Consider the following 19,053-nt stretch of genomic DNA (forward strand, 5'->3'; position numbering starts at 1 on the left):
ATGGTGGCGTCCGTTCAGTTGTCCGGTTCCCGCCATGCCCCGTGCCCCACAACGCCTGACCGACCGTAAACGCGACGCCATCGTGCGCGCGGCGGTGGAGGAGTTCCGTGCATCCGGCTACGAGGCGACCAGCATGGACCGCATCGCAGAGGCGGCCGGGGTCTCCAAGCGCACCGTCTACAACCACTTCCCGAGCAAGGAAGCGTTGTTCTCGATGATCCTGGAGGAGCTGTGGGAACGCAGCGTGGCCAGCGACGCATTGCCGTACCGCGCCGACCAGCCGCTGCAGGCGCAGCTGCTGCAGCTGCTGGGCCAGAAGCTGGAACTGCTCAGCGATGCCAATTTCATCGATCTGGCGCGGGTGGCGATGGCCGAGATCATCCACTCACCGGAGCGGGCGCAGGCCATCGTCTGCCGCATGGGCGAGAAGGAAAGTGGCGAGAGTGCGTGGATCCGCGCGGCAATCGCCGATGGCCGGTTGCGCGAGGTCGATCCGGAGTTCGCCGGCCACCAGCTGCACGGGTTGGTGAAGAGCTTTGCGTTCTGGCCACAGGTGACGATGGGGCAGGCACCGTTGAACGCACAGGAGCGTGCACGTGTGGCCGAATCGGCGGTGGCGATGTTCCTGGGTTTCTACGCGGTCTAGCTGGCGGCGAAGCGGCGGAACTCGTCGGCCGGCAGCGCTGCCGAGTACAGATAGCCCTGGCCGACATCCACGCCCAGTGCACGCAGTTGTTGTTCCTGCGCCAGGGTCTCGGTGCCCTCGGCCACGACAACCGCACCGCAGCGGTGCGCGACTTCGACGATGAAGCGTACGATCGACTGCGACTTGGCGTCGGACAGCGTGGCGATCAGCGCCTGTTCGATCTTGACCTCGGCGATGGCCAACTGCGAAAGCAGGATCAGGGTTGAATAGCCGGCACCGAAATCATCCAGTGACAGGGTGACCTCCGCCGCCAGCAGCTGTGCGATGTTGGCATCGACCACGTCGCGCTCGACGATCTCGGTCCATTCGACGATCTCCAGGCGCAGCATCGCGCCAGGTACATCGTGCAGTGCCAGCAGTTCCTGCAGTCGCAGGCCGAAGTCGGGCAGGCGCAGTGACTCGGCCGAAACGTTCACGGCGATCTTCAGCTGCGTGCCATCGCGTCGGCACTGCTGCAGGAAGTGGACGGCCGACTGCAGCGTGGCCCATTCCAGTTCAGCCAGCCGCCCCTGCCGGCGCAGCAGCGAGATGACCCGCATCGGCGCGATCAGCCGGCCCTCGCCGTCGCGCATGCGCAGCAGTGCTTCGGCGCCGACCAGCTGGCGGTCCTGCAGGCGATGCTTGGGCTGGTAGCAGAGCGGTGCGTCGCCCTGCTGCAGCCAGCGTTCGAGGGCGACTTCGATCAGGGCGTCGATCTCGCTGTCACGCTGGATCGGGTCGTCGAAGAACACGACGCCGGATTCGATCGCACTCAGTGCCACGGTGATTGCCCGGAAAGGCAGGTGGCCATCGTCTGCGGCGGCCGGTGGCTTCAGTTCGACCACCGCACAGCGGAACAGCGGCCGGAAGCCTGGCCAATCGCGGCCGACACGATCGGCCAGGTTGCTGGCCAGCTCGGTGATCTGCGGTTGCGTGCGCAGTTCGGACAAGGTCAGGTCGCGCACCAGGATCGCCAGCGCGGCATCGCCGAACTGGTAGATCTCCAGCCGCCCGGCCGGCAGCGAGGGCAGCAGCCGATGCACCTCTTCGGTACTGTCGCGTTGCCACAGGCCGTTGTCCTGAAGCGGACCATAGCGCAGGCGCAGATCGCGCAGGTTGCCCATCTCTGCCACGATCAGGCAGGCCTTGCCGATGCCGTCGTTGTCGCGCCAGTAATGCTGCAGGCGTTCGCCGAGCGCGCGCATGTTGGGCAGGCCACTGATCGGATCGATGCGCAGCCAGGCCTGTTCGCGCTGGCGCTGTGCATCGATCTGCGCATCGTTGTAGACCAGTGCGAACACCGCGCCCAGCATCAGCAGCGATAGTGGCAGTGCCAGCAGGCGCTGGATTGCCAACTCCTCCACAGGCAGCTGATTGGCGCCGATGATTGCTACGCCCAGTGCCAGGCCCAACGCAGTGACGACAATACGCACGCCCCAGGCCTGCAGGATCATGCGCAGCGAGAGTTCGTTGAGCATGCGCGGGTGCAGGCGCCTGCGCAGCCAGACGCCAGCCAGCATCTGCAACATGGCCTCGAGGCCGGCCGGCAGGAAGTACTGGGTGCCGACGAACTGGTAGCGTGCCAGCAGGCTTGCGCCCAGGCAGGCCAGCCCACCGCGCCAGCCGCCAAGCAGGCCGCTGACCAGCAGGATGTCGAAACCCAGGTGGAGCTTGACCACGCCCTGGGTGTAGCGGGCCACGAACCAGGCGTTGAACAGGTAGATCAGGCCCAGCGCCACGCCCACGTACAGGCGGCGGCCTTCAATGGCATGGCCGGCGCGACGGGTGGCGATCAGCAGCACGCCGATCATGCCGATCACCGCCGTGGCCTGCAGCAGGTACAGCGGCAGGCTGGGCAGGGCGCTGTCCAGGACCTGGGCCGCAACCCGTGAAAGCGCATCCATAGCAGGTTCCCGCCTGTGACCGACGGCCAGTGACGATCAGCGTAGTCGCAGCAGGGCGCAGGTTCAATTGCGCTGGCTGCGTTCGGGCAGGAGGTGTTCGGCCATGAAATCCACGAACGCGCGTACACGCGGCTGCTGATGGCGATGGCTTGGCCAGAGGGCCCAGAAGGTGCTTCGCTCGGTGCTCCATGGGTCCAGGACACTGACGAGCACACCGCGGTCCAGCGCATCACGCGTGGCGAAGTCGGGCAGGCACGCAATGCCATGGCCATCGATGGCCATGTGCAGGATCGTCTCAAGATGATTGGCGGTCATCGCCGGTGCCAGGCGCGTTTCCTGACCGCCCGCATGCATTGTCAGTGGCCAACGTTCGAGCAGGCCGGTGCCGGGAAAGCGATGGAGGACGCAGGCGTGGGCACTCAGCTCATCCGGGTGCTGCGGCGTGCCGCGCTGGGCGAAGTATGCAGGGGCACCCACGCACAGCAGGCGGGTACTGCCCAGGTTGCGACCGTGCAGCCGGGAGTCGGCGGGGCTGCCTGTGCGGACGACGGCGTCGAAGCCCTCCTCGATGACATCGACCAGGCGGTCGCTGAAGTGCAGGTCGAGTTCGATGGCGGGGAAGCGGTGCGCAAACGCCGAAAGCACCGGCAGCATCAGACCGCTGGCGAGTGGAAGACTGACCTTCAGGCGTCCGCTGGGCGCGGCCTGGGCATCGGTCAGCTCGCGTTCTGCCGCAGCGACCTCGATCATGATGCGGCGGCAACGTTCAAGGAACTGCTCGCCTTCGGCAGTCAGGCTGACGCTGCGGGTATTGCGATTCAGCAGGCGGGCGCCCAGGCGCTCTTCCAGCCGGGCGATGGTCTTGCTTGCTGCCGAAGGGGTGATGCCACGCTGTCGCGCTGCGGCCGCGAAGCTGCGTGCCTCGGCGACCAGAACGAAGAGGCTGAGACCGGCAAAGCTGTCCATGACGTGGCCATTGATGACGTTTTTGTCATTAAAGCATGGACAGAATGACGGATTCTTACGCAATAACGTCGCCGATAGCATCAATGCGGTGGCGCTTGGCCACGCTCGAGTTTCATCGACATGTCTGTTGCCTCTGCTGAGACGGCCGGATCATCACGCTTTGGAGTGGTGCTGGCAGGCTGCCTGACCGCGCTCACCATTCCCTTGAGCATTGCCAGCCCCGCGGTGGGCATTCCCGCCATCCGGGACGCGCTGGGCGGTTCCCCTGCGGCGTTGTCCTGGATCATCAATGCCTACCTGTTGACCTACGGCTGCACCACGCTGGTGGCCGGTGGACTGGCCGATCTGCATGGCCGGCGCCGGATCTGGATCCTGGGCGGCGCGTCGTTTGCGCTCGTCACCGGCCTGATTCCCCTGATGCCAAATGTGGCGTGGATCAATGCCCTGCGACTGCTTCAGGGGATGGCGGCGTCGGCAGCGTTTGCCGGCGCGATGGCGTCGCTGGCGCAGGTGTTCGACGGCCAGGCGCGGGCAAGGGTTTTCAGCCTGATCGGTACCACCTTTGGTGCAGGGGCCGCAGGTGGTCCGCTGCTGGCAGGCGGGTTGATCGATGCGCTGGGCTGGGAATGGGTGTTCTTCCTGCCTGCGTTGCTGGCCGCCCTGACCGTACCGCTGGTCGCCCTGTCATCCGTCGAATCGGGAAATGCCGGTTCGCCACGCCTGGATTGGCTGGGGGCCATCACCTTCATGCTGGCGTTGGGCTCACTCACCTACGCCATGATCGTGCTGCCGGAACGTGGCCTGTTGCATCCGCAGACGCTGGTACTGCTGGCGCTCTCGGTGGTGTTGCTGGGCGGGTTCATTGCCGTTGAGCGCTCCCATCGCACACCCTTGCTGGATCTCGGCCTGTTCCGCAACCGGCGCTTTGTTGGCGTGCAGATTCTGGCCGCTGCCCCTGCGTTCTCCTACGTCGTCCTTCTGGTCGTGCTGCCGGCTGGCTTCATCGGTGTTGAAGGACTGCGGCCCACCGAGGCTGGGCTGGCGATGGCAGCACTGTCTGCACCCTTGCTGGTTGTTCCCCTGGTTGCCGGTTGCCTGCTGCGCTGGATTCCGGCGCGGACGCTGTGCTGTGTGGGCCTGCTGATCGGCGCCCTTGGGCTGGCATGGCTGGCGCAGGTGTTCCCGTTCCCGTCGGTGCGCTGGATGCCGATGCTGGTCATCGGGATCGGCATCGGCCTTCCCTGGGGGATCATGGATGGCCTGGCGGTCAGCGTGGTCGGCAAGGAGCAGGCCGGCATGGCCGCTGGCATCTTCAATGCGATGCGACTGGCAGGCGATTCCATTGCCCTCGCGCTTGTCGGCATCATGCTCTCGGCCCGGATTGGCGGGAACATGACGCTGGAGGCCGGCGCCGTGGCCCGTGCCGCCGTGCACAGGCTGTCCATGGGCGACCTCGGTGGAGCGGTGGAGGCGTTGCACGGCGTTTCGGGAACGGTGCTGGCCCAGGCGTACATGGAGGCCGTCCGTGGCCAGCTGTTTGTCCTGGCGATGGCGACCGTGCTGACCGCCATCGTGCTGGGGTACCTGTTGCGCGAAGAGGCCGAGCCTGGCCAGCGCAGCGGTAGTCAGTAGCGCGGGTCGGCGATGGCCGGCAGCACCAGTTCGCGCACGAAGCCGGAGGGCGACAACTGCAGCAACGCGCGCACCATCGCAACGACGTCATGCACGGGCACCAGTTCGCCGTCGCCGCGCGCTGCGGCCTCTGCCACCGGCACCGACAGTGCATCATCGGTGTTGAGGTAGCCCAGCTGCAGGCTGGTCACCGCCAGGCGGCGATCGCGGAAACCCTCGCGCAGTGCATCGGCGATGCCGTTGAGCGCGAACTTGGATGCGCCGAATGCCACTTCCGGGCGGCCGCTGCGTGGCAGTGCCGAGGTCGAGCCGGTCAGCACCAGCTGCGGGCGTGGCGCGCCGAGCACTCGCGGCAGCAGGCGCTGCAGCAGCACCAGGGTCGCGGTGATGTTGACGTCGACCAGTTGGGTGAGCGCGGCATCACTCTCGTCGAGGAAGGCGTACTCGTCGCTGAAGGCGGTTTCTTCCCAGATGCCCAGGTTGTGGATCAGCACATCCAGATCGGCCGGTGCCTGCGCTGCGATGTGATTGGCAGCCAGGGTGGGCTGGGACAGGTCGGCTTCGATCCACTGCAGGGTGACACCCTCCGGGCATTCAAGATCGCGTGGACGCTTGCGCGAAACGCCGATGACGGTGTCGCCCGCGCTGCACAGGCCTTCCACGAACGCCCGACCCAGGCCCCTGCTGGCGCCGATGACCATCAATTTCATGTTGCTTCCTTGTTGTACTGCGGCAGCCTCAATCGGCTGCCAGAACGGTGTCCCAGTCGGCGAACGCACGCAGGCCGCTGCGCTCGGCGGTAATGATCGAGGCGGTGTTGTCGAGCTGGCAGCGGTATTGAGGCTGCAGCCCGGCCGCCTGCGCGGACACGGCCATGGCGTGTACCAGCTGGCGCGCGTGCCCGCGACCGCGGGCCTCGGGCAGGGTCAGCACGCCCATGTCGGCCAGGGCTGGATCCAGGCTCCACGGGTACATGCTTGCCGCGGCAACCAGCTGCTCGCCATCGAAGGCACCGAACACCTGCCAGTGATCCAGTTCAACCCAGGCCGCATCCAGATCCTCTTCGCTGGCGCTGGCCTGGAACATGGCGAACGCGGCTGCGTCGGCCGGGTCGAGACGGCGGACATGTGGCGGTAGAGGGCGATCGGCCAAGGCCGCAAGTTCTGCGGCAGGGAAGTAGAAGACGCGATCCGCGCCATGCGTGCGCTGGTCGAGCTGCTGCAGACGCTGTTGCAGCTGCGCCAGCGTCCAGTGCGGTTGTACTGGCAGTTGCAGGCGAGCCGCCAGGGCAGGGCGCAGCAGTGCGCGCGCAGGGCCGACGAGTGGCTGCAGCAGCATGCCATCCTCACCCTCATCGAAATCATCGCTGCACGCCAACTGCAGCAGTGGATCATCCTGCAGCGTGCGCTGCCCGGAGAACACGCCGCGCCAGGTCGCATCGATCAACGGGGCAAACACATCATCCATGACCGGTGTCTCGCTCAGTGCCGGGGCAGGTCCACCTGCAGGCCGGCGGCCTTCCATTCGGGGTAACCGGCAGCGAGCCGCTGCGCGGTCAGTCCGGCCTCGCGCAGCATCGCCACCGCATCGTTGGACAGCACGCAGTAGGGACCGCGGCAGTACGCGACAATGTGGACGGCACGCGGCAGTTCGTCCATCCGTGCACGCAGTTCCGTAACGGGAATGTTCAGCGCGCCGGGCAGGTGGCCCAGATCGAATTCCTCGCGCGGCCGCACATCCAGCAGTACCACGCTGCTGCGTTGTTCCAGCAGCTGCTCGACGGTCAGCCCCTCCAACGCATCGCGGCGCTGCAGGCTGTCGTGGATCACGCCCTGCATCTCGCTGCGCTGGCCTTCGGCACCCTCAGTGTTGCCGCGCCGTTCCTTATCCTGCAGCCGGGCATGGGTGCCGGCCTTGCCGCTTCGAAGACCCCGGCGCCGGGCAAGGCGCGCCTGCGCAGCCTGGTGGCGCACAGCGTGTTCGGCGCAGGCATGTACCTTTCCGCGCTGCTGTTGGCCGCGATCCGTGCAGGATGAGCGAGAATCCGTGGGGTCACCGGCAACAGGAACACCCCGGCATGGAAGCACCCGATCCCTCCACTGATGGCATGCCGCTACCGTGGGCATGGCAGGAAACGTTGGCCGATGCGCGCATCGAGCGCCAGTCGATCGGTGTTTCGCGCGCGGATGTAGCCCGTGTGCAACGGCCGGGGCAGGCCGATGCCTTCGTGAAGTCGGAAGTGATCGACGCCTTCAGTGAGCTGGGCGATGAGATCGCGCGCCTGCGCTGGCTGCAGGCACAGGGACAACCGGCGCCGACGGTGATTGCCACCGCCGAAGAAGCGGGCCGGCGCTGGTTGCTGATGAGCGCGCTGCCCGGCCGCGACCTGGCTTCGTCGCCTGAACTCGCGCCGCAGGAACTGGTGGAACTGCTGGCCGACGCGCTGCGCGGGTTGCATGCGTTGCCGGTGGCAGCCTGTCCGTTCGACCAGCGACTGGCCTCGCGCCTGCAGGCGGCGCAGGCACGGGTCGAGGCGGGCATGGTCGACGCTGACGACTTCGATGACGAGCGCCTGGGCCAGAGTCCGCAGCAGGTCTTCGCCGAACTGTGCAGCACCCGGCCCGATCATGAAGACCTGGTGGTCAGCCATGGCGATGCCTGCCTGCCGAACCTGATGGTGGTCGAGGGGCGTTTCAGCGGTTTCATCGACTGTGGGCGACTGGGTGTTGCCGACCGCTACCAGGACCTGGAGCTGGCCGCGCGCAGCCTGGTCCACAACTTCGGCGACACGCGTTGGGTCGCGCCGTTGTTCCAGCGCTACGGCGCGGTGGCCGACGAGCGCCGGCTGGCGTTCTACCGGTTGCTCGACGAGTTCTTCTGAGCCCGCGCGTGGCTGGCGATGGCCGCGCAGATCAGGCCGCCGACCACGCTCAGGTGCTCCAGCGCGAAGAACAGGGCCAGCTGCTGTTCCGCACCGTGCTTGGTCCAGAAGGTATGCACGATGACGATGGTCAGCAGCATGAACACCGCCAGCGCACCGCTGCCCAGCCAGAGCAGGCGGTCAAGCAGCAGGCACAGTGAGCCGCCCAGCAGCACCACGGCGCTGGCGAGGTTGAACAGCACAGGCGGTTGCAGCCCGGCCGCCTGCATTTCGGCCACGCTGTTGTCCCACGCCAGCAGCTTGGCCAGGCCCGAGGACAGGAACACCACGGCCAGCAGCAGTCGGGCGAGGAGCCACAGCACGCGGCTGTCGAGCAGGGTGGTGATCATCCTTGGCATGCAGGAACTCCGGGTTGAGCATGGGACAGGCCGCGCAGCATCGGGCCTCAACAGCGGTTGAGGTCAAGGCTGGCTGAACGAAGCCCGATGGTGGTCGGGTTGCCGTCTTCTAATTGGACGAACGTTCGTTCACTATTTGCGCCATGAACCGAGCCTACCGCAACGAGCAACGCATCGCGCAGATCCTGCAGGCCGCTCTGCAGTGCTTTCTCGCAAAGGGATTCCACCAGACCAGCATGCGTGACATCGCGCAGGCGGCCGGTGTCAGCCTGGGCAATCTCTACAACCACTTCCCGGGCAAGGAAGCGATCATCCTTGCCGTGGCGGTGGCCGAGAGCGAAGAACTGGCACCGTTGCTGCAGCGCCTGGCTGCGTCCGATGGCGAGCGCGCACAGGTGCTGGTGTTCCTTCAGGACTTCCACGCACTATGCCGGCAGCCGGAATGGGCGACGCTCGCCGTCGAAGTATTGGCCGAGAGCGCACGCAATCCTGCCGTGGCCGAGGCATTCGCGGCCAATCGCAGGCAATTGCAGGCGACGCTGGCCGAAGCCCTGCAGCACGTTGCGCAGCGCGAACGTCGGCGCCCGGCGTTGACACCGGCATTGCAGTCGCAGGTGCTGCTGGACGCCATCGAGAGCGACGCGCTGCGGCGGGGGCTGGGCGAAGCCGATGGCACCGATGAGGCTTCGCTGGATCTGGGTCTGCTCGCGCTGCTGCTTGGGGCACGCGCTTGAGCGCCGTCGACCGGCGATTGCACGGCCTTGATCTTGCGCGCTACCTGGCGCTGGCCGGCATGGTGCTGGTCAACTTCCGCCTGGCGATGGCCGTGCCGGCAGAGGGTGAGGGTTGGCTGGCAGGGTTCTTCCATCTGCTGGAGGGCAAGGCCTCGGCGACGTTCGTTACGCTGGCCGGTCTTGGCCTGGTACTGGCCACGCAGCGGCAGGGTTGGTGGCTGGCCAGTGTGCAGACCTGGCGGCGCGCACTGTTCCTGCTGGTGCTGGGCCTGCTCAACCTGACCCTGTTCCCGGCCGATATCCTGCATTACTACGCGGTGTATTTCGCATTGGCCGTGGTGTGGTTGCGTGCTTCGCCGCGGGTGTTGCTGGCCAGCATCGTGGGCCTGGCGGCCTGTTCGTTCTGGGCGTTGCTGCACTGGGACTACAGCCAGGGATGGAACTGGCAGACGCTGGAATACGCCGGTCTGTGGCAATGGCCGGGCGCGGTCCGCAACCTCCTGTTCAACGGCTTCCATCCGCTGCTGCCCTGGTTGTGCTTCTTCCTGCTGGGGATGCTGCTGGCACGGCTGCAGCTGTCGCAACCGCGGGTGCAGCGTGCACTGCTGGTGCTGGGCGTGCTGTTGGTTGGTGCCGGCCAGGGCGTGCAGCAGCTTGCCCAGGGAACGCCATGGCAGGCGTGGCTGGGAACGCAGCCGATGCCGCCGGGACCGGCCTACGTACTCACCGGTGCGGGCGCGGCGTGCAGTGTCATTGCCGCCTGCCTGTGGCTGGCGCGTGTGCGATCGGGTGACTGGCTGGCGCCGTTCACGGCGGCAGGGCGCATGACCCTCACGCTTTATGTCGGCCACATCCTGCTGGGCATGGGAACACTGGAAAGCCTCGGCCTGCTTGACGGACGTGCGTCGCTTGCCTCGGTGCTGTTGTGGGCGCTGTTGTTCCTGATGCTGGCGACAGGCGCGGCGTGGCTGTGGTCGTGGCAGTTCGCACGCGGTCCACTGGAAGCGATGATGCGGCGCATCGCGGGCTAGTCCTTTGGTCGCGCCGAGGTGATGTTGTGACGGACATGTCTGTGTCGCGGCGAACGCATCTGCGATAGTGGCGGCAGGTATTACTTTCCGCTTGCATCCATGTCATTCGCTTCGGCGCAGCATCTCGGCGAAGTCCTGCAACAATCCTATGGCATTACCGCCACCGCTGTGGTGCCGCGCCCGGTGGGTGCCGACGCCAATGCCAGCGTGTATCGTGTCGACGCGCGCCACGGTCAATGGTGGCTGAAATGCCGCACGTACCAGGTTGATCCGGCGGTATGGGACAGCCTGCACTGGCTGCGCGGTACGCTGGGCATCGATGAAATCGTGGCCCCATGGCCGGCGCTGACCGGTGGTGCGTCGGTGCAGCGTTGGGGACTGCAGTTCACCCTGTTCCCCTACATAGAAGGCCAGTCCGGGTTCGAGGCGGCGTTGAGCCATAGGCAGTGGCGACGCCTGGGCGAGGTGCTGCGGCGCCTGCACGCGTCGCCGCTGCCGACCGAACTGCAGCGTGGGCTACCGACCGTGCGGCTGGAAACTGCGGCACTTGAGACCGTTGGGCAGTGGCTGGCGGGCGAGGGCCTTGCCGCCGCAAAGGATGGGCTGGGCCGTGCATTCGTTTCCGTATGGGACCGGCAGCATGCGCGCATCACCGCGCTGCATGCGCAGGCACTGCAGCTGCACGCGGCATTGCAGGAGGTTCCGGCTGACCTGCACCTGTGCCATACCGACCTGCATGCCGGCAATCTGCTGATGGGCAATGACGGTGGCCTGCACCTGATCGACTGGGATGGCCTGTCGCTGGCCCCGCGCGAGCGTGACCTGATGTTCATCGGTGCCGCTGTCGGCGGGCGCTGGGGCCGCGAGAATCCACTGGGGTTCGAAGACGGCTACGGCAGTGACCGTGGCGATCCGCGCTGGATCGCCTGGTACCGGCACTGGCGCATCCTCCAGGACCTGATCGAGTTCCAGCAGGTGCTGCTGGGGAGCGATGGAGAGGAGCGTTCGCCTCCATTGCGGCGGCAGTCGCTGCACTATCTGGGCGAACAGTTCGCGCCGGGCAATGTGTTCGATGCGGCGGAGCGTGCGTATCGCGCGCTGGGTTAGTTCCCGGGCCGTTGCCAGGATCGCCCCCGGTAGAGTCGACTGTTAGTTGTGACTTCCCGGTAGGTTGTTCACCCATGGCGTGTCCATGCAGGTGGTTTCTATTCCGCGGGCTTGGCCGCTGCCGAGGCCGCGGCACTGGCGGCACGACGCGACAGCACGGCCTCGCGATGGGCGATGTAGGCGTTGGCGGCGAGGATGATGCCGGCACCAATGATCGTCCAGCGATCCACCGTTTCGTTGAACAGCAGCCAGCCGCACAGCGTTACCAGCGGCAGCTGCAGGAAGCTGATCGGGGTCAGGGCGGAGACTTCGCCCAGGCGCAGTGCGCGCGTCCACAGCAGCTGGCCGATGGTGCCAAGCACGCCGGTGGCCAGCAGCCACAGCCACGCCATGCCGGTGGGCCAGACCCAGACGAACAGTGCCGGGACCAGCGACAGCGGCACCCAGAACACGTAGGTGTAGAGCACCACGGTGTCGGCACTGTCGACGCGGGTCAGCTGCTTGATCTGGATCGCCACCAATGAGCTGAGCACGGCGGCAGCCACCGCCACCAGGCTTCCCGCGGTGAAGCCGGCGGTACCGGGGCGCACGATCACCAGCACGCCGATGAAGCCGACCACCACCGCGGCCCAGCGGCGCACGCGCACGGTCTCACCCAGCCAGAGCACGGCAGCAATGGTGACGAACAGCGGCGTGGAGTACGAGAGCGATACCGCCTGCGCCAATGGCAGGTGGCCCAGCGCCCAGAACGCGCACAGCATCGAGCCCAGGCCGATCGCACTGCGCACGAAATAGCGCGGCAGCTGCTGGGTCTTCAGTGGTGCGTGGCCGGGGCGCAGCAGCATCGGCAACAGCGCGAGCAGGCCGAAGGCGTTGCGGAAGAACGCCACTTCCTGGGTCGGTACGTAGCGCGTGGCGTAGCGGATCGCCACGGCCATCAGGCCGAATGCCATCGTGCTGCCGAGCATCAACAGCGCCGCCCGCATCGGGGTGGCGCTGGGGGAGAGGGCGGGGCTGTTCACCACTGTGCGCCGAGCAGGCGGGGCTCCGGTTCGATCGGCACGCCGAACTTCTCCAGCACCGAGGCGGAGATGCGTCGCGCCAGCGCCAGCAGCGCAGCACCGGTGGCGTTACCGTGGTTGACCAGCACCAGTGCATGGCTCGGGGCCACGCCGGCATCGCCTTCGCGGAAGCCCTTCCAGCCGCAGGACTCGATCATCCAGGCCGCCGAGACCTTGCGTTTTCCGTCCTGGTCGGACGGGAACACCGGCAGCTCGGGGAAGTGCTGCAGCAGCACGTCAACCTGTTCCAGCGGCAGCACCGGGTTCTTGAAGAAGCTGCCGGCATTGCCCAGCACGTCCGGATCGGGCAGTTTGCGGCGGCGGATCGCGATCACCGCATTGGCCACGTCTACCGCACCCGGCAGTTCCACGCCCTGTGCCTGCAGTTCCTCGCGGATGCCGGCGTAGTCCATGCGCAGGTCGTGCAGCAATGGCAGCTTCAGCTCGATGGCGGTGATCAGGTAGCGGTCCATCTGCTGCTTGAACACGCTGTCGCGGTAGGCGAAGCCACACTGTTCGTTGTCCAGCCGCACCCAGGCCTGTTCCTGGCAGTCCCAGGCTTCGACGGCCTGGATGAACTCGCCAACCTGCGCGCCATAGGCACCGATGTTCTGGATCGGCGCAGCACCGGCCGTACCGGGAATCAGCGCCAGGTTCTCCAGTCCGGACAGGCCTTCCTGCAGCGACCACATCACCAGGCCATGCCAGGGCACGCCGGCGCCGGCGCGGATCACTGCATGGTCGGCGCGGTGTTCCAGGAAGCTGATGTCGCGGTTGCCGAACACCAGCACGGTGCCGGGCAGGTCTTCGGCGATCAGTACGTTGCTGCCGCTGCCCAGCACCAGCAGTGGGCCGCTGGCCACTTCGGGCAGCGCCAGCACTTCCGGCAGCAGCGTGGGGTCGTGCAGTTCCAGCAGCTGCGCTGCACTGGCCTGCACATGGAAGGTGTTCAGCGCCTGCAGCGGTGCATTGCGGGTGAGCGTCCAGCGCAGCGGGGCGTTGCCGTCGACGGTATCCATGGGCGCGCTCACAGTGGGGCCACCGCGCCGCGGCTGGGCGCTTCGCGGCGGCGACGGATCGCCTCCACACATTCGGAGACCAGCGCCGGGCCACGGAAGATCAGGCCGCTGTAGCACTGCACCAGCGCGGCGCCGGCGGCCATCTTGGCCACGGCATCGGCACCGGACAGGATGCCGCCGACGCCGATCAGCGGCACCGATTCGGGCAGGCGCGAGCGCAGGCGGCGCAGCACCAGGGTGGACTGCTCCAGCACCGGCGCGCCGGACAGTCCACCGGCCTCATTGGCCAGCGGATCGCCGGCCACCTTGCTGTGGTCGATGGTGGTGTTGGTGGCGATCACGCCGTCCACCTGCAGTTCGCCCAGCACACGGGCGGCGGCATCGATGTCGCGCTCGCTGAGGTCGGGCGCCACCTTCACCAGCATCGGCACGCGGCGACCATGCTGCGCAGCCAGGGCTTCCTGGCGGTCACGCAGCTGGCTGACAAGCTGGCGCAGTGCGGTCTCTTCCTGCAGCTCACGCAGGCCGGCGGTGTTGGGCGAGGAGATGTTGACCGTGATGTAGTCGGCCAGCGGATACACCTTGTCCAGGCAGGCGATGTAATCGTCCACGGCCTGTTCGTTGGGGGTGTCCTTGTTCTTGCCGATGTTGATGCCGAGCAGGCCGCGACGGTTGCGCGCGCGCTCGACATTGCGCACCAGTGCATCCACGCCCGCGTTGTTGAAGCCCATGCGGTTGATGATCGCGTTGTGTTCCGGCAGGCGGAACAGGCGCGGCTGCGGATTGCCAGCCTGCGGGCGCGGGGTGATGGTGCCGATCTCGACGAAGCCGAAGCCGAGCGCGAACAGCGCATCGATGTGCTCGCCGTTCTTGTCCAGGCCGGCAGCGAGGCCGACCGGATTGGGGAACGTCAGCCCGAACACGGTGCTCGGCATCGGCGCGATGCGGGCGGCCAGCAGCGGCGTGGTGCCGGTGCGATAGGCCAGGTCCAGTGCGGACAGGCCGAGGCCGTGGGCGCGCTCGGCGTCGAGCGAGAACAGGAAGGGGCGGGCAAGCGAATACATGCGTCGGTTCAGTCCAGCGTGCCGAGGAAGGCTCGGGTTCGATATTCAAAAGCAACCTGGCCGTCGACCGCGTGGGCGGCGAACAGGTCCTGCAGAGCGGCGATCATCGGCGCATGGCGCGGGTGACCGGGCTGGGGGGCATAGGAGGAGGACAGCAGGCGCCCTTGCAGCGCATCCAGATCCAGGTACTGCACGTTCGGCAGCTGCACCATGCCGCGCAGCCCGGCGCCGAACCAGGCCTGCATGGTGGCGTCGTCCTGGTAGCGCTCGGCCACGGCGGTGTAGTCGGTGCCGTAGTCCAGCAGCAGTTGTTCGTAGCCGACCAGGAACGGGCTGGCATCGAGCAGGCGTGAATTCCAGTAGATCAGTGCCAGGCCACCTGGGCGCAGGATGCGCTGCCACTCGGCGCGCACCGCCACGGTGTCGAACCAGTGGAAGGCCTGCGCGACGCTGACCAGGTCAACGCTGGCCTCGTCCAGCCCGGTGGCCTCGGCGCGGCCGTCGATGGCGCTGAACTGCGGATACTGCGGCGCCAGCCACTGTTCGGAGGCGGCGCGCATGGCGGCGTTCGGTTCCACCGCAATGACCGGATGGCCGGTGGCCAGGAACTGGCGGCTGGAAATGCCGGTGCCGGCGCCGATGTCGGCGACCACGGCCTCGTGGCTGACGCCCATGGGGCCATGCAGCCACTCCAGCAGGGCGGGCGGGTAGTCGGGCCGGTAGCGGACGTAGTCGGCGACGCGGCTGCTGAAGCGTTCAGTGCTGTCGGAAGTGGTCATGGCGATCAGTTCGACATCGCGGCGAGCCAGGCCAGGCCGCCGAAGAACAGGATGAAGACCAGGATGGCGGCGATAGCGGCGCCGACCATCACCCAGCCCAGTACAAGGCCAGTGACGGCCAAACCGTCGCCTTCCAGTTCCTGCGGGCGACGGCGGATCTCGGCGCGGGCCATGTGGCCGGTGACGATGGCCACGATGCTGGCCACGAAGGGCAGGACGGTCCAGCTGGCGATGCCCATGACCAGGCTGACTACGGCCAGGGCGCTTGTCTGTCGGGGTGCCACGCTCATCGGGGTCCTCCTTGGCAGTGTGCACATGATAGTGCGTCTGCCCAGGCAATCCCATGCCCGGCAAGTGCAAGGATGCGGTAGGCGTCGACCTTGGTCGACGAACGAGGTGCCAGCCCTGGTAGGCGTCGACCTTGGTCGACGAAAGGCATGCCAACCAAGGTTGGCAGCTACCGAAGTGCCGGTATCAGCCCATCAACACCTGGCCTCCATCCACGTTGAGCACGCTGCCGGTGACCCAGCGCGCCAGCGGCGAGCACAGGAACAGGGCGGCGTCGGCGATCTCGCGCGGGTGTCCGAAGCGGCCGAACGGGATCTTCGCCAGGGTGCCGTGGTACAGCGTCGGATCTTCGGTGCGGCGGCGATCCCACAGGCCATCGTCGAATTCGATCGAACCGGGGGCGATGGCGTTGACCCGGATCCGGTCCTTGGCCAGCGCCAGTGCCTGCGAGGTGGTGTAGTGCGACAGCGCGGCCTTTGCGGCGGCGTAGGGCGCGCCACCGGGGCGCGGCTGCTGTGAGGCGATCGAGGACAGGTTGAGGATGCAGGCATCGCTGGATGCGCGCAACCACGGCAGTGCCAGGCGCGACGCCCGTACCGCCGCCATCAGGTCGATCTGCAGGCTGGCGGCCCAGCCATCCTCGTCATCGGCCATGCCGTAGCCGGTGGCGTTGTTGACCAGCACATCGATGCCGCCGAGTGCATCGGCAGCGGCCTGCAGCCAGGCCTGGATCTGGCCGGCATCGGCCAGATCGGCGGAGACGGTATGCAGCGGGGTGCCCTGTGCCTGCGCATCGGCGCGCAGGGCATCCAGTCCGGCCTGGCCGCGGGCGCAGACCGAGACCTGCGCACCGGCGCCGGCAAATGCCAGCGCCATTTCACGACCGATGCCTTTGCTGCCACCGGCGATGAGTACGCGGCGGCCGCTGAAGTCGAGGGTCGGAGCCCCTGCGGGGATCCGACCCACAGACGTCTCGGCGTCGTTTGCCATCACAGATCGAACTTGATGCCCTGGGCCAGCGGCAGCGAGTCCGAGTAGTTGATGGTGTTGGTCTGGCGGCGCATGTAGACCTTCCACGCATCCGAACCGGACTCGCGGCCACCGCCGGTGTCCTTCTCGCCACCGAAGGCGCCGCCGATCTCCGCACCGGACGTGCCGATGTTGATGTTGGCGATGCCGCAGTCGCTGCCGGCGGCCGACAGGAACTTCTCGGCGGTCTTCAGGTTCTGGGTGAAGATCGAGGACGACAGGCCCTGCGGCACGCCGTTCTGCATGTCGATGGCTTCGTCGATGCTGTCGTACGGCATGACGTACAGGATCGGCGCGAAGGTCTCGTGCTGGACCACGGCGTCGCTGTTCTTCAGGCCGGAGACGATGGCCGGCAGCACGAAGTTGCCTGCGCGGTCGATGCGGGTGCCGCCGGTTTCGATGGTGCCGCCGGCGGCCTTGGCCTGGGCGATGGCATCGAGGAACTGCTGCACGGCACCGTCGCTGTTCAGCGGGCCCATCAGGTTGGCGGCATCGGTCGGATCACCGATCTTGCCTTCCACCTGCTTGTAGGCCTTGACCAGGGTGGCCAGCACGTCGGCGTAGATCGAGCGGTGCACGATCAGGCGGCGGGTGGTGGTGCAGCGCTGGCCGGCGGTGCCGACGGCGCCGAACACGATGCCCGGCACGGCCAGCTTCAGGTCGGCGGTTTCGTCCAGGATGATGGCGTTGTTGCCACCCAGCTCCAGCAGGCAGCGGCCAAGGCGGCGAGCGACCTTTTCGTTGACGGTGCGGCCGACCTGGGTCGAGCCGGTGAAGCTGATCAGCGGCACGCGACGGTCATCGACCATCTTTTCCGACAGCGCGGTGCCCGCATCGTTGATCAGGAAGAAGATGTCCGGGAAGCCGGCTTCGCGCAGGGCGTCGTTGCAGATCTTCAGCGAGGCGATGGCGGTCAGCGGCGTCTTGTTGGACGGCTTCCAGATGCACACGTCGCCACAGATGGCGGCCAGGAACGAATTCCAGCTCCACACCGCGACCGGGAAGTTGAAGGCCGAGATGATGCCGACCAGGCCCAGCGGGTGGTACTGCTCGTACATGCGGTGGCCGGGGCGCTCGGAATGCATGGTGTAGCCGTACAGCATGCGGCTCTGGCCCACGGCGAAATCGGCGATGTCGATCATCTCCTGCACTTCGCCATCGCCTTCCGGCTTGCTCTTGCCCATTTCCAGGGCGACCAGCGAGCCCAGCGCATCCTTGTGCTTGCGCAGCGCTTCGCCGCACAGGCGCACGGCTTCACCGCGACGCGGCGCCGGCGTGGTGCGCCAGACCTTGAAGGCTTCCTGGGCGCGGGCGACGACGGTCTCGTACTCGGCCTCGGTGGTCGCGCGGACCTGCGCGATCGGCTCGCCGGTGGTCGGGTTGACCGGGGTGATCAGCTCACCGCTGGTCGCGCTCGACCACTCCCCGTTGCCCAGGTACGTGCCAGCGTTGATCGCGTCCAGGCCAAGGGACTTGAGCAGCTCGGAAGACATGCAGACTCCTGTGTTTCGTTACGTTGTTTGGTGCCATCGCGGGCAGGTGGGGGACGCGATGAACTGAATCGCCGATGGTAGCAGAGCGGCCTGTCCGGCCATGGTGCAACGCGCCAGCGGAATCGTACGGAGCATGAATGCTTGGAGGGCAGGGTGTGTTGCCTGTAAACTTCCCGGCTGCATGGCCCCGTAGCTCAGCTGGATAGAGCGTCCCCCTCCTAAGGGGAAGGTCGCCCGTTCGAATCGGGCCGGGGTCACCAGAATCAACAGCTTGCGAAAGCCGCTATATCGCCACAGGCCATATCGGGCCATCAAAAGGCACCATAAGGCACCATTTGGTCACAGTGATGGTAATGGCGAATCAATAGGTTGGCTTCGCCACCGCACTGTCATCGCCCTCAGGGGAGAGGTGCGCGTAGTACTTCCAGTAGTGGCGTAGTCGGCATGCCCGGCCGGGATCTGCACCTGTCGCAACGGCACTCCGGTGATGGCCATACCGTGTTCTTGTGCACGGCGACAAGCGGACCGGAGAGACAGCGAAGTGCCCAGCGCGCATACCGGCCCAGCGGCGCCTCGCGCCACTTGCCGACTTCGTGCGCCCCGGCCATCCTCGACTGGATCGCTCTCAACACTTTGGCTGCCCACCTCGTGCGTCCGGACTGGGTACCTGGCCCAGGTGGAGGCTGGATTCACGCGGCCGCAGGCCATGCAACCGGTGTACGCCAAGCTGTGCCCCGGCAAAATGCAGGCAGCGTCGGATTGTCGGTCCCGTGAAAACCGCAATCCTGTGGTAGTAAAGGCCCCAGCGGTGGCATGACGCCGCCGACAGGGGGCAACATGAAGGCGATGACCGCTGTTCTGGTTGCGGCTGTGCTTTGCGTTGGTTGTTCAACCAAGGGGGGTTCCACTGCACCCTACAACGTCTCTTTCGTTGGCCATCCTTCCCGGGCCGACGTAGCACCACCTCCACCTCCACCTCCGC

Annotated in this window: 20 protein-coding genes and 1 tRNA gene; 8 read left to right on the forward strand and 13 right to left on the reverse strand. The window is 66.8% G+C overall.

Annotation, left to right across the window (positions count from 1 at the left end; all coding sequences use genetic code 11):
* Nucleotides 1–34: 34 nt before the first annotated feature.
* On the forward strand, nt 35–646 hold the full coding sequence (locus ACZK4H_RS09735; protein ID WP_049449635.1) for a TetR/AcrR family transcriptional regulator: 612 nt from the start codon (nt 35–37) through the stop codon (nt 644–646).
* Here the strand turns inward: ACZK4H_RS09735 and ACZK4H_RS09740 are convergent.
* Nucleotides 643–2,589 carry an EAL domain-containing protein gene (locus tag ACZK4H_RS09740; protein ID WP_099552886.1) on the reverse strand — a complete coding sequence of 649 codons (1,947 nt, stop codon included), beginning with the start codon at nt 2,587–2,589 and terminating at the stop codon, nt 643–645. The genes ACZK4H_RS09735 and ACZK4H_RS09740 overlap by 4 nt on opposite strands.
* Nucleotides 2,590–2,652: 63 nt before the next feature.
* Nucleotides 2,653–3,636 (reverse strand): LysR substrate-binding domain-containing protein, encoded by a 984-nt coding sequence (locus ACZK4H_RS09745; RefSeq protein ID WP_239503744.1) that lies wholly within the window; start codon nt 3,634–3,636, stop codon nt 2,653–2,655.
* Between the two features lie 39 nt (nt 3,637–3,675).
* On the opposite strand from ACZK4H_RS09745, the gene ACZK4H_RS09750 reads away from it, so the two are divergent.
* Entirely contained in the window at nt 3,676–5,187 is a 1,512-nt protein-coding gene (locus tag ACZK4H_RS09750; protein ID WP_099552884.1) for an MFS transporter, read from the forward strand.
* Here the strand turns inward: ACZK4H_RS09750 and ACZK4H_RS09755 are convergent.
* The 3 genes from ACZK4H_RS09755 to ACZK4H_RS09765 are packed head-to-tail and all read right to left on the reverse strand — an operon-like array spanning nt 5,181 to nt 7,016.
* The gene (locus ACZK4H_RS09755) at nt 5,181–5,897 is read right to left on the reverse strand and encodes an SDR family NAD(P)-dependent oxidoreductase (protein ID WP_099552883.1); all 717 of its coding nucleotides are present in this window, start codon (nt 5,895–5,897) and stop codon (nt 5,181–5,183) included. The genes ACZK4H_RS09750 and ACZK4H_RS09755 overlap by 7 nt on opposite strands.
* A 28-nt stretch (nt 5,898–5,925) precedes the next feature.
* Nucleotides 5,926–6,654, reverse strand: coding sequence for a GNAT family N-acetyltransferase (locus ACZK4H_RS09760; protein WP_099552882.1), 729 nt, complete (start codon nt 6,652–6,654; stop codon nt 5,926–5,928).
* Nucleotides 6,655–6,668: 14 nt separating this feature from the next.
* Nucleotides 6,669–7,016 carry a rhodanese-like domain-containing protein gene (locus ACZK4H_RS09765; RefSeq protein WP_239503745.1) on the reverse strand — a complete coding sequence of 116 codons (348 nt, stop codon included), beginning with the start codon at nt 7,014–7,016 and terminating at the stop codon, nt 6,669–6,671.
* On the opposite strand from ACZK4H_RS09765, the gene ACZK4H_RS09770 reads away from it, so the two are divergent.
* A complete protein-coding gene (locus tag ACZK4H_RS09770; protein WP_239503746.1) occupies nt 7,008–7,223 on the forward strand; it encodes a DUF2938 family protein in 216 nt (71 codons plus the stop codon). The two genes, ACZK4H_RS09765 and ACZK4H_RS09770, sit on opposite strands and share 9 nt — an antisense overlap.
* A 41-nt stretch (nt 7,224–7,264) precedes the next feature.
* Nucleotides 7,265–8,068: an APH(3')-II family aminoglycoside O-phosphotransferase gene (locus ACZK4H_RS09775; protein ID WP_099552881.1), complete on the forward strand. Its 804-nt coding sequence runs from the start codon at nt 7,265–7,267 to the stop codon at nt 8,066–8,068.
* Here the strand turns inward: ACZK4H_RS09775 and ACZK4H_RS09780 are convergent.
* Nucleotides 8,041–8,466, reverse strand: coding sequence for a DoxX family protein (locus ACZK4H_RS09780; protein ID WP_099552880.1), 426 nt, complete (start codon nt 8,464–8,466; stop codon nt 8,041–8,043). The two genes, ACZK4H_RS09775 and ACZK4H_RS09780, sit on opposite strands and share 28 nt — an antisense overlap.
* A gap of 143 nt (nt 8,467–8,609) precedes the next feature.
* Between ACZK4H_RS09780 and ACZK4H_RS09785 the strand changes: the two genes are divergently transcribed.
* The 3 genes from ACZK4H_RS09785 to ACZK4H_RS09795 all read left to right on the forward strand — a co-directional run bounded on the left by ACZK4H_RS09785 (nt 8,610) and on the right by ACZK4H_RS09795 (nt 11,338).
* Entirely contained in the window at nt 8,610–9,200 is a 591-nt protein-coding gene (locus ACZK4H_RS09785; RefSeq protein WP_099552879.1) for a TetR/AcrR family transcriptional regulator, read from the forward strand.
* A complete protein-coding gene (locus ACZK4H_RS09790) occupies nt 9,197–10,231 on the forward strand; it encodes a DUF418 domain-containing protein (RefSeq protein WP_099552878.1) in 1,035 nt (344 codons plus the stop codon). The genes ACZK4H_RS09785 and ACZK4H_RS09790 overlap by 4 nt, the downstream gene beginning before the upstream one ends.
* Before the next feature lie 99 nt (nt 10,232–10,330).
* A complete protein-coding gene (locus tag ACZK4H_RS09795; protein WP_099552877.1) occupies nt 10,331–11,338 on the forward strand; it encodes an aminoglycoside phosphotransferase family protein in 1,008 nt (335 codons plus the stop codon).
* Nucleotides 11,339–11,436: 98 nt separating this feature from the next.
* On the opposite strand, the gene ACZK4H_RS09800 is transcribed toward ACZK4H_RS09795, so the two are convergent.
* The 7 genes from ACZK4H_RS09800 to amaB all read right to left on the reverse strand — a co-directional run bounded on the left by ACZK4H_RS09800 (nt 11,437) and on the right by amaB (nt 18,071).
* Nucleotides 11,437–12,324, reverse strand: a complete 888-nt coding sequence (locus tag ACZK4H_RS09800; RefSeq protein WP_099552876.1) for a DMT family transporter — start codon at nt 12,322–12,324, stop codon at nt 11,437–11,439.
* Nucleotides 12,325–12,356: 32 nt separating this feature from the next.
* On the reverse strand, nt 12,357–13,418 hold the full coding sequence (murB, locus tag ACZK4H_RS09805) for a UDP-N-acetylmuramate dehydrogenase (protein WP_099552875.1): 1,062 nt from the start codon (nt 13,416–13,418) through the stop codon (nt 12,357–12,359).
* Nucleotides 13,419–13,426: 8 nt separating this feature from the next.
* A complete protein-coding gene (locus tag ACZK4H_RS09810) occupies nt 13,427–14,482 on the reverse strand; it encodes a quinone-dependent dihydroorotate dehydrogenase (RefSeq protein ID WP_099552874.1) in 1,056 nt (351 codons plus the stop codon).
* 8 nt (nt 14,483–14,490) lie between these two features.
* Nucleotides 14,491–15,261: a class I SAM-dependent methyltransferase gene (locus tag ACZK4H_RS09815; RefSeq protein ID WP_099552873.1), complete on the reverse strand. Its 771-nt coding sequence runs from the start codon at nt 15,259–15,261 to the stop codon at nt 14,491–14,493.
* A gap of 5 nt (nt 15,262–15,266) precedes the next feature.
* Nucleotides 15,267–15,551 carry a DUF4190 domain-containing protein gene (locus tag ACZK4H_RS09820; RefSeq protein WP_099552872.1) on the reverse strand — a complete coding sequence of 95 codons (285 nt, stop codon included), beginning with the start codon at nt 15,549–15,551 and terminating at the stop codon, nt 15,267–15,269.
* A 184-nt stretch (nt 15,552–15,735) separates the two neighbouring features.
* Entirely contained in the window at nt 15,736–16,539 is an 804-nt protein-coding gene (locus tag ACZK4H_RS09825; protein WP_099552871.1) for an SDR family NAD(P)-dependent oxidoreductase, read from the reverse strand.
* The gene (gene amaB, locus ACZK4H_RS09830) at nt 16,539–18,071 is read right to left on the reverse strand and encodes an L-piperidine-6-carboxylate dehydrogenase (RefSeq protein WP_049398541.1); all 1,533 of its coding nucleotides are present in this window, start codon (nt 18,069–18,071) and stop codon (nt 16,539–16,541) included. Before amaB ends, ACZK4H_RS09825 begins: the two co-directional genes overlap by 1 nt.
* A gap of 183 nt (nt 18,072–18,254) precedes the next feature.
* On the opposite strand from amaB, the gene ACZK4H_RS09835 reads away from it, so the two are divergent.
* Nucleotides 18,255–18,331: transfer RNA gene (locus tag ACZK4H_RS09835), tRNA-Arg, on the forward strand.
* The last annotated feature ends 722 nt before the right edge of the window (nt 18,332–19,053 follow it).

Source organism: Stenotrophomonas sp. 78350_Sma (assembly GCF_056482105.1).

Bases quoted from the DNA above. Each gene is read 5' to 3' on its own strand.
- ACZK4H_RS09745 (WP_239503744.1), bottom strand. From the start codon at position 3,636: ATGCTATCGGCGACGTTATTGCGTAAGAATCCGTCATTCTGTCCATGC.
- ACZK4H_RS09775 (WP_099552881.1), top strand. From the start codon at position 7,265: ATGGAAGCACCCGATCCCTCCACTGATGGCATGCCGCTACCGTGGGCA.
- ACZK4H_RS09820 (WP_099552872.1), bottom strand. From the start codon at position 15,551: ATGAGCGTGGCACCCCGACAGACAAGCGCCCTGGCCGTAGTCAGCCTG.
- amaB (WP_049398541.1), bottom strand. From the start codon at position 18,071: ATGTCTTCCGAGCTGCTCAAGTCCCTTGGCCTGGACGCGATCAACGCT.
- ACZK4H_RS09800 (WP_099552876.1), bottom strand. From the start codon at position 12,324: ATGCGGGCGGCGCTGTTGATGCTCGGCAGCACGATGGCATTCGGCCTG.
- ACZK4H_RS09780 (WP_099552880.1), bottom strand. From the start codon at position 8,466: ATGCCAAGGATGATCACCACCCTGCTCGACAGCCGCGTGCTGTGGCTC.
- ACZK4H_RS09755 (WP_099552883.1), bottom strand. From the start codon at position 5,897: ATGAAATTGATGGTCATCGGCGCCAGCAGGGGCCTGGGTCGGGCGTTC.
- ACZK4H_RS09740 (WP_099552886.1), bottom strand. From the start codon at position 2,589: ATGGATGCGCTTTCACGGGTTGCGGCCCAGGTCCTGGACAGCGCCCTG.
- ACZK4H_RS09760 (WP_099552882.1), bottom strand. From the start codon at position 6,654: ATGGATGATGTGTTTGCCCCGTTGATCGATGCGACCTGGCGCGGCGTG.
- murB (WP_099552875.1), bottom strand. From the start codon at position 13,418: ATGGATACCGTCGACGGCAACGCCCCGCTGCGCTGGACGCTCACCCGC.
- ACZK4H_RS09750 (WP_099552884.1), top strand. From the start codon at position 3,676: ATGTCTGTTGCCTCTGCTGAGACGGCCGGATCATCACGCTTTGGAGTG.
- ACZK4H_RS09735 (WP_049449635.1), top strand. From the start codon at position 35: ATGCCCCGTGCCCCACAACGCCTGACCGACCGTAAACGCGACGCCATC.
- ACZK4H_RS09795 (WP_099552877.1), top strand. From the start codon at position 10,331: ATGTCATTCGCTTCGGCGCAGCATCTCGGCGAAGTCCTGCAACAATCC.
- ACZK4H_RS09810 (WP_099552874.1), bottom strand. From the start codon at position 14,482: ATGTATTCGCTTGCCCGCCCCTTCCTGTTCTCGCTCGACGCCGAGCGC.
- ACZK4H_RS09825 (WP_099552871.1), bottom strand. From the start codon at position 16,539: ATGGCAAACGACGCCGAGACGTCTGTGGGTCGGATCCCCGCAGGGGCT.
- ACZK4H_RS09815 (WP_099552873.1), bottom strand. From the start codon at position 15,261: ATGACCACTTCCGACAGCACTGAACGCTTCAGCAGCCGCGTCGCCGAC.
- ACZK4H_RS09785 (WP_099552879.1), top strand. From the start codon at position 8,610: ATGAACCGAGCCTACCGCAACGAGCAACGCATCGCGCAGATCCTGCAG.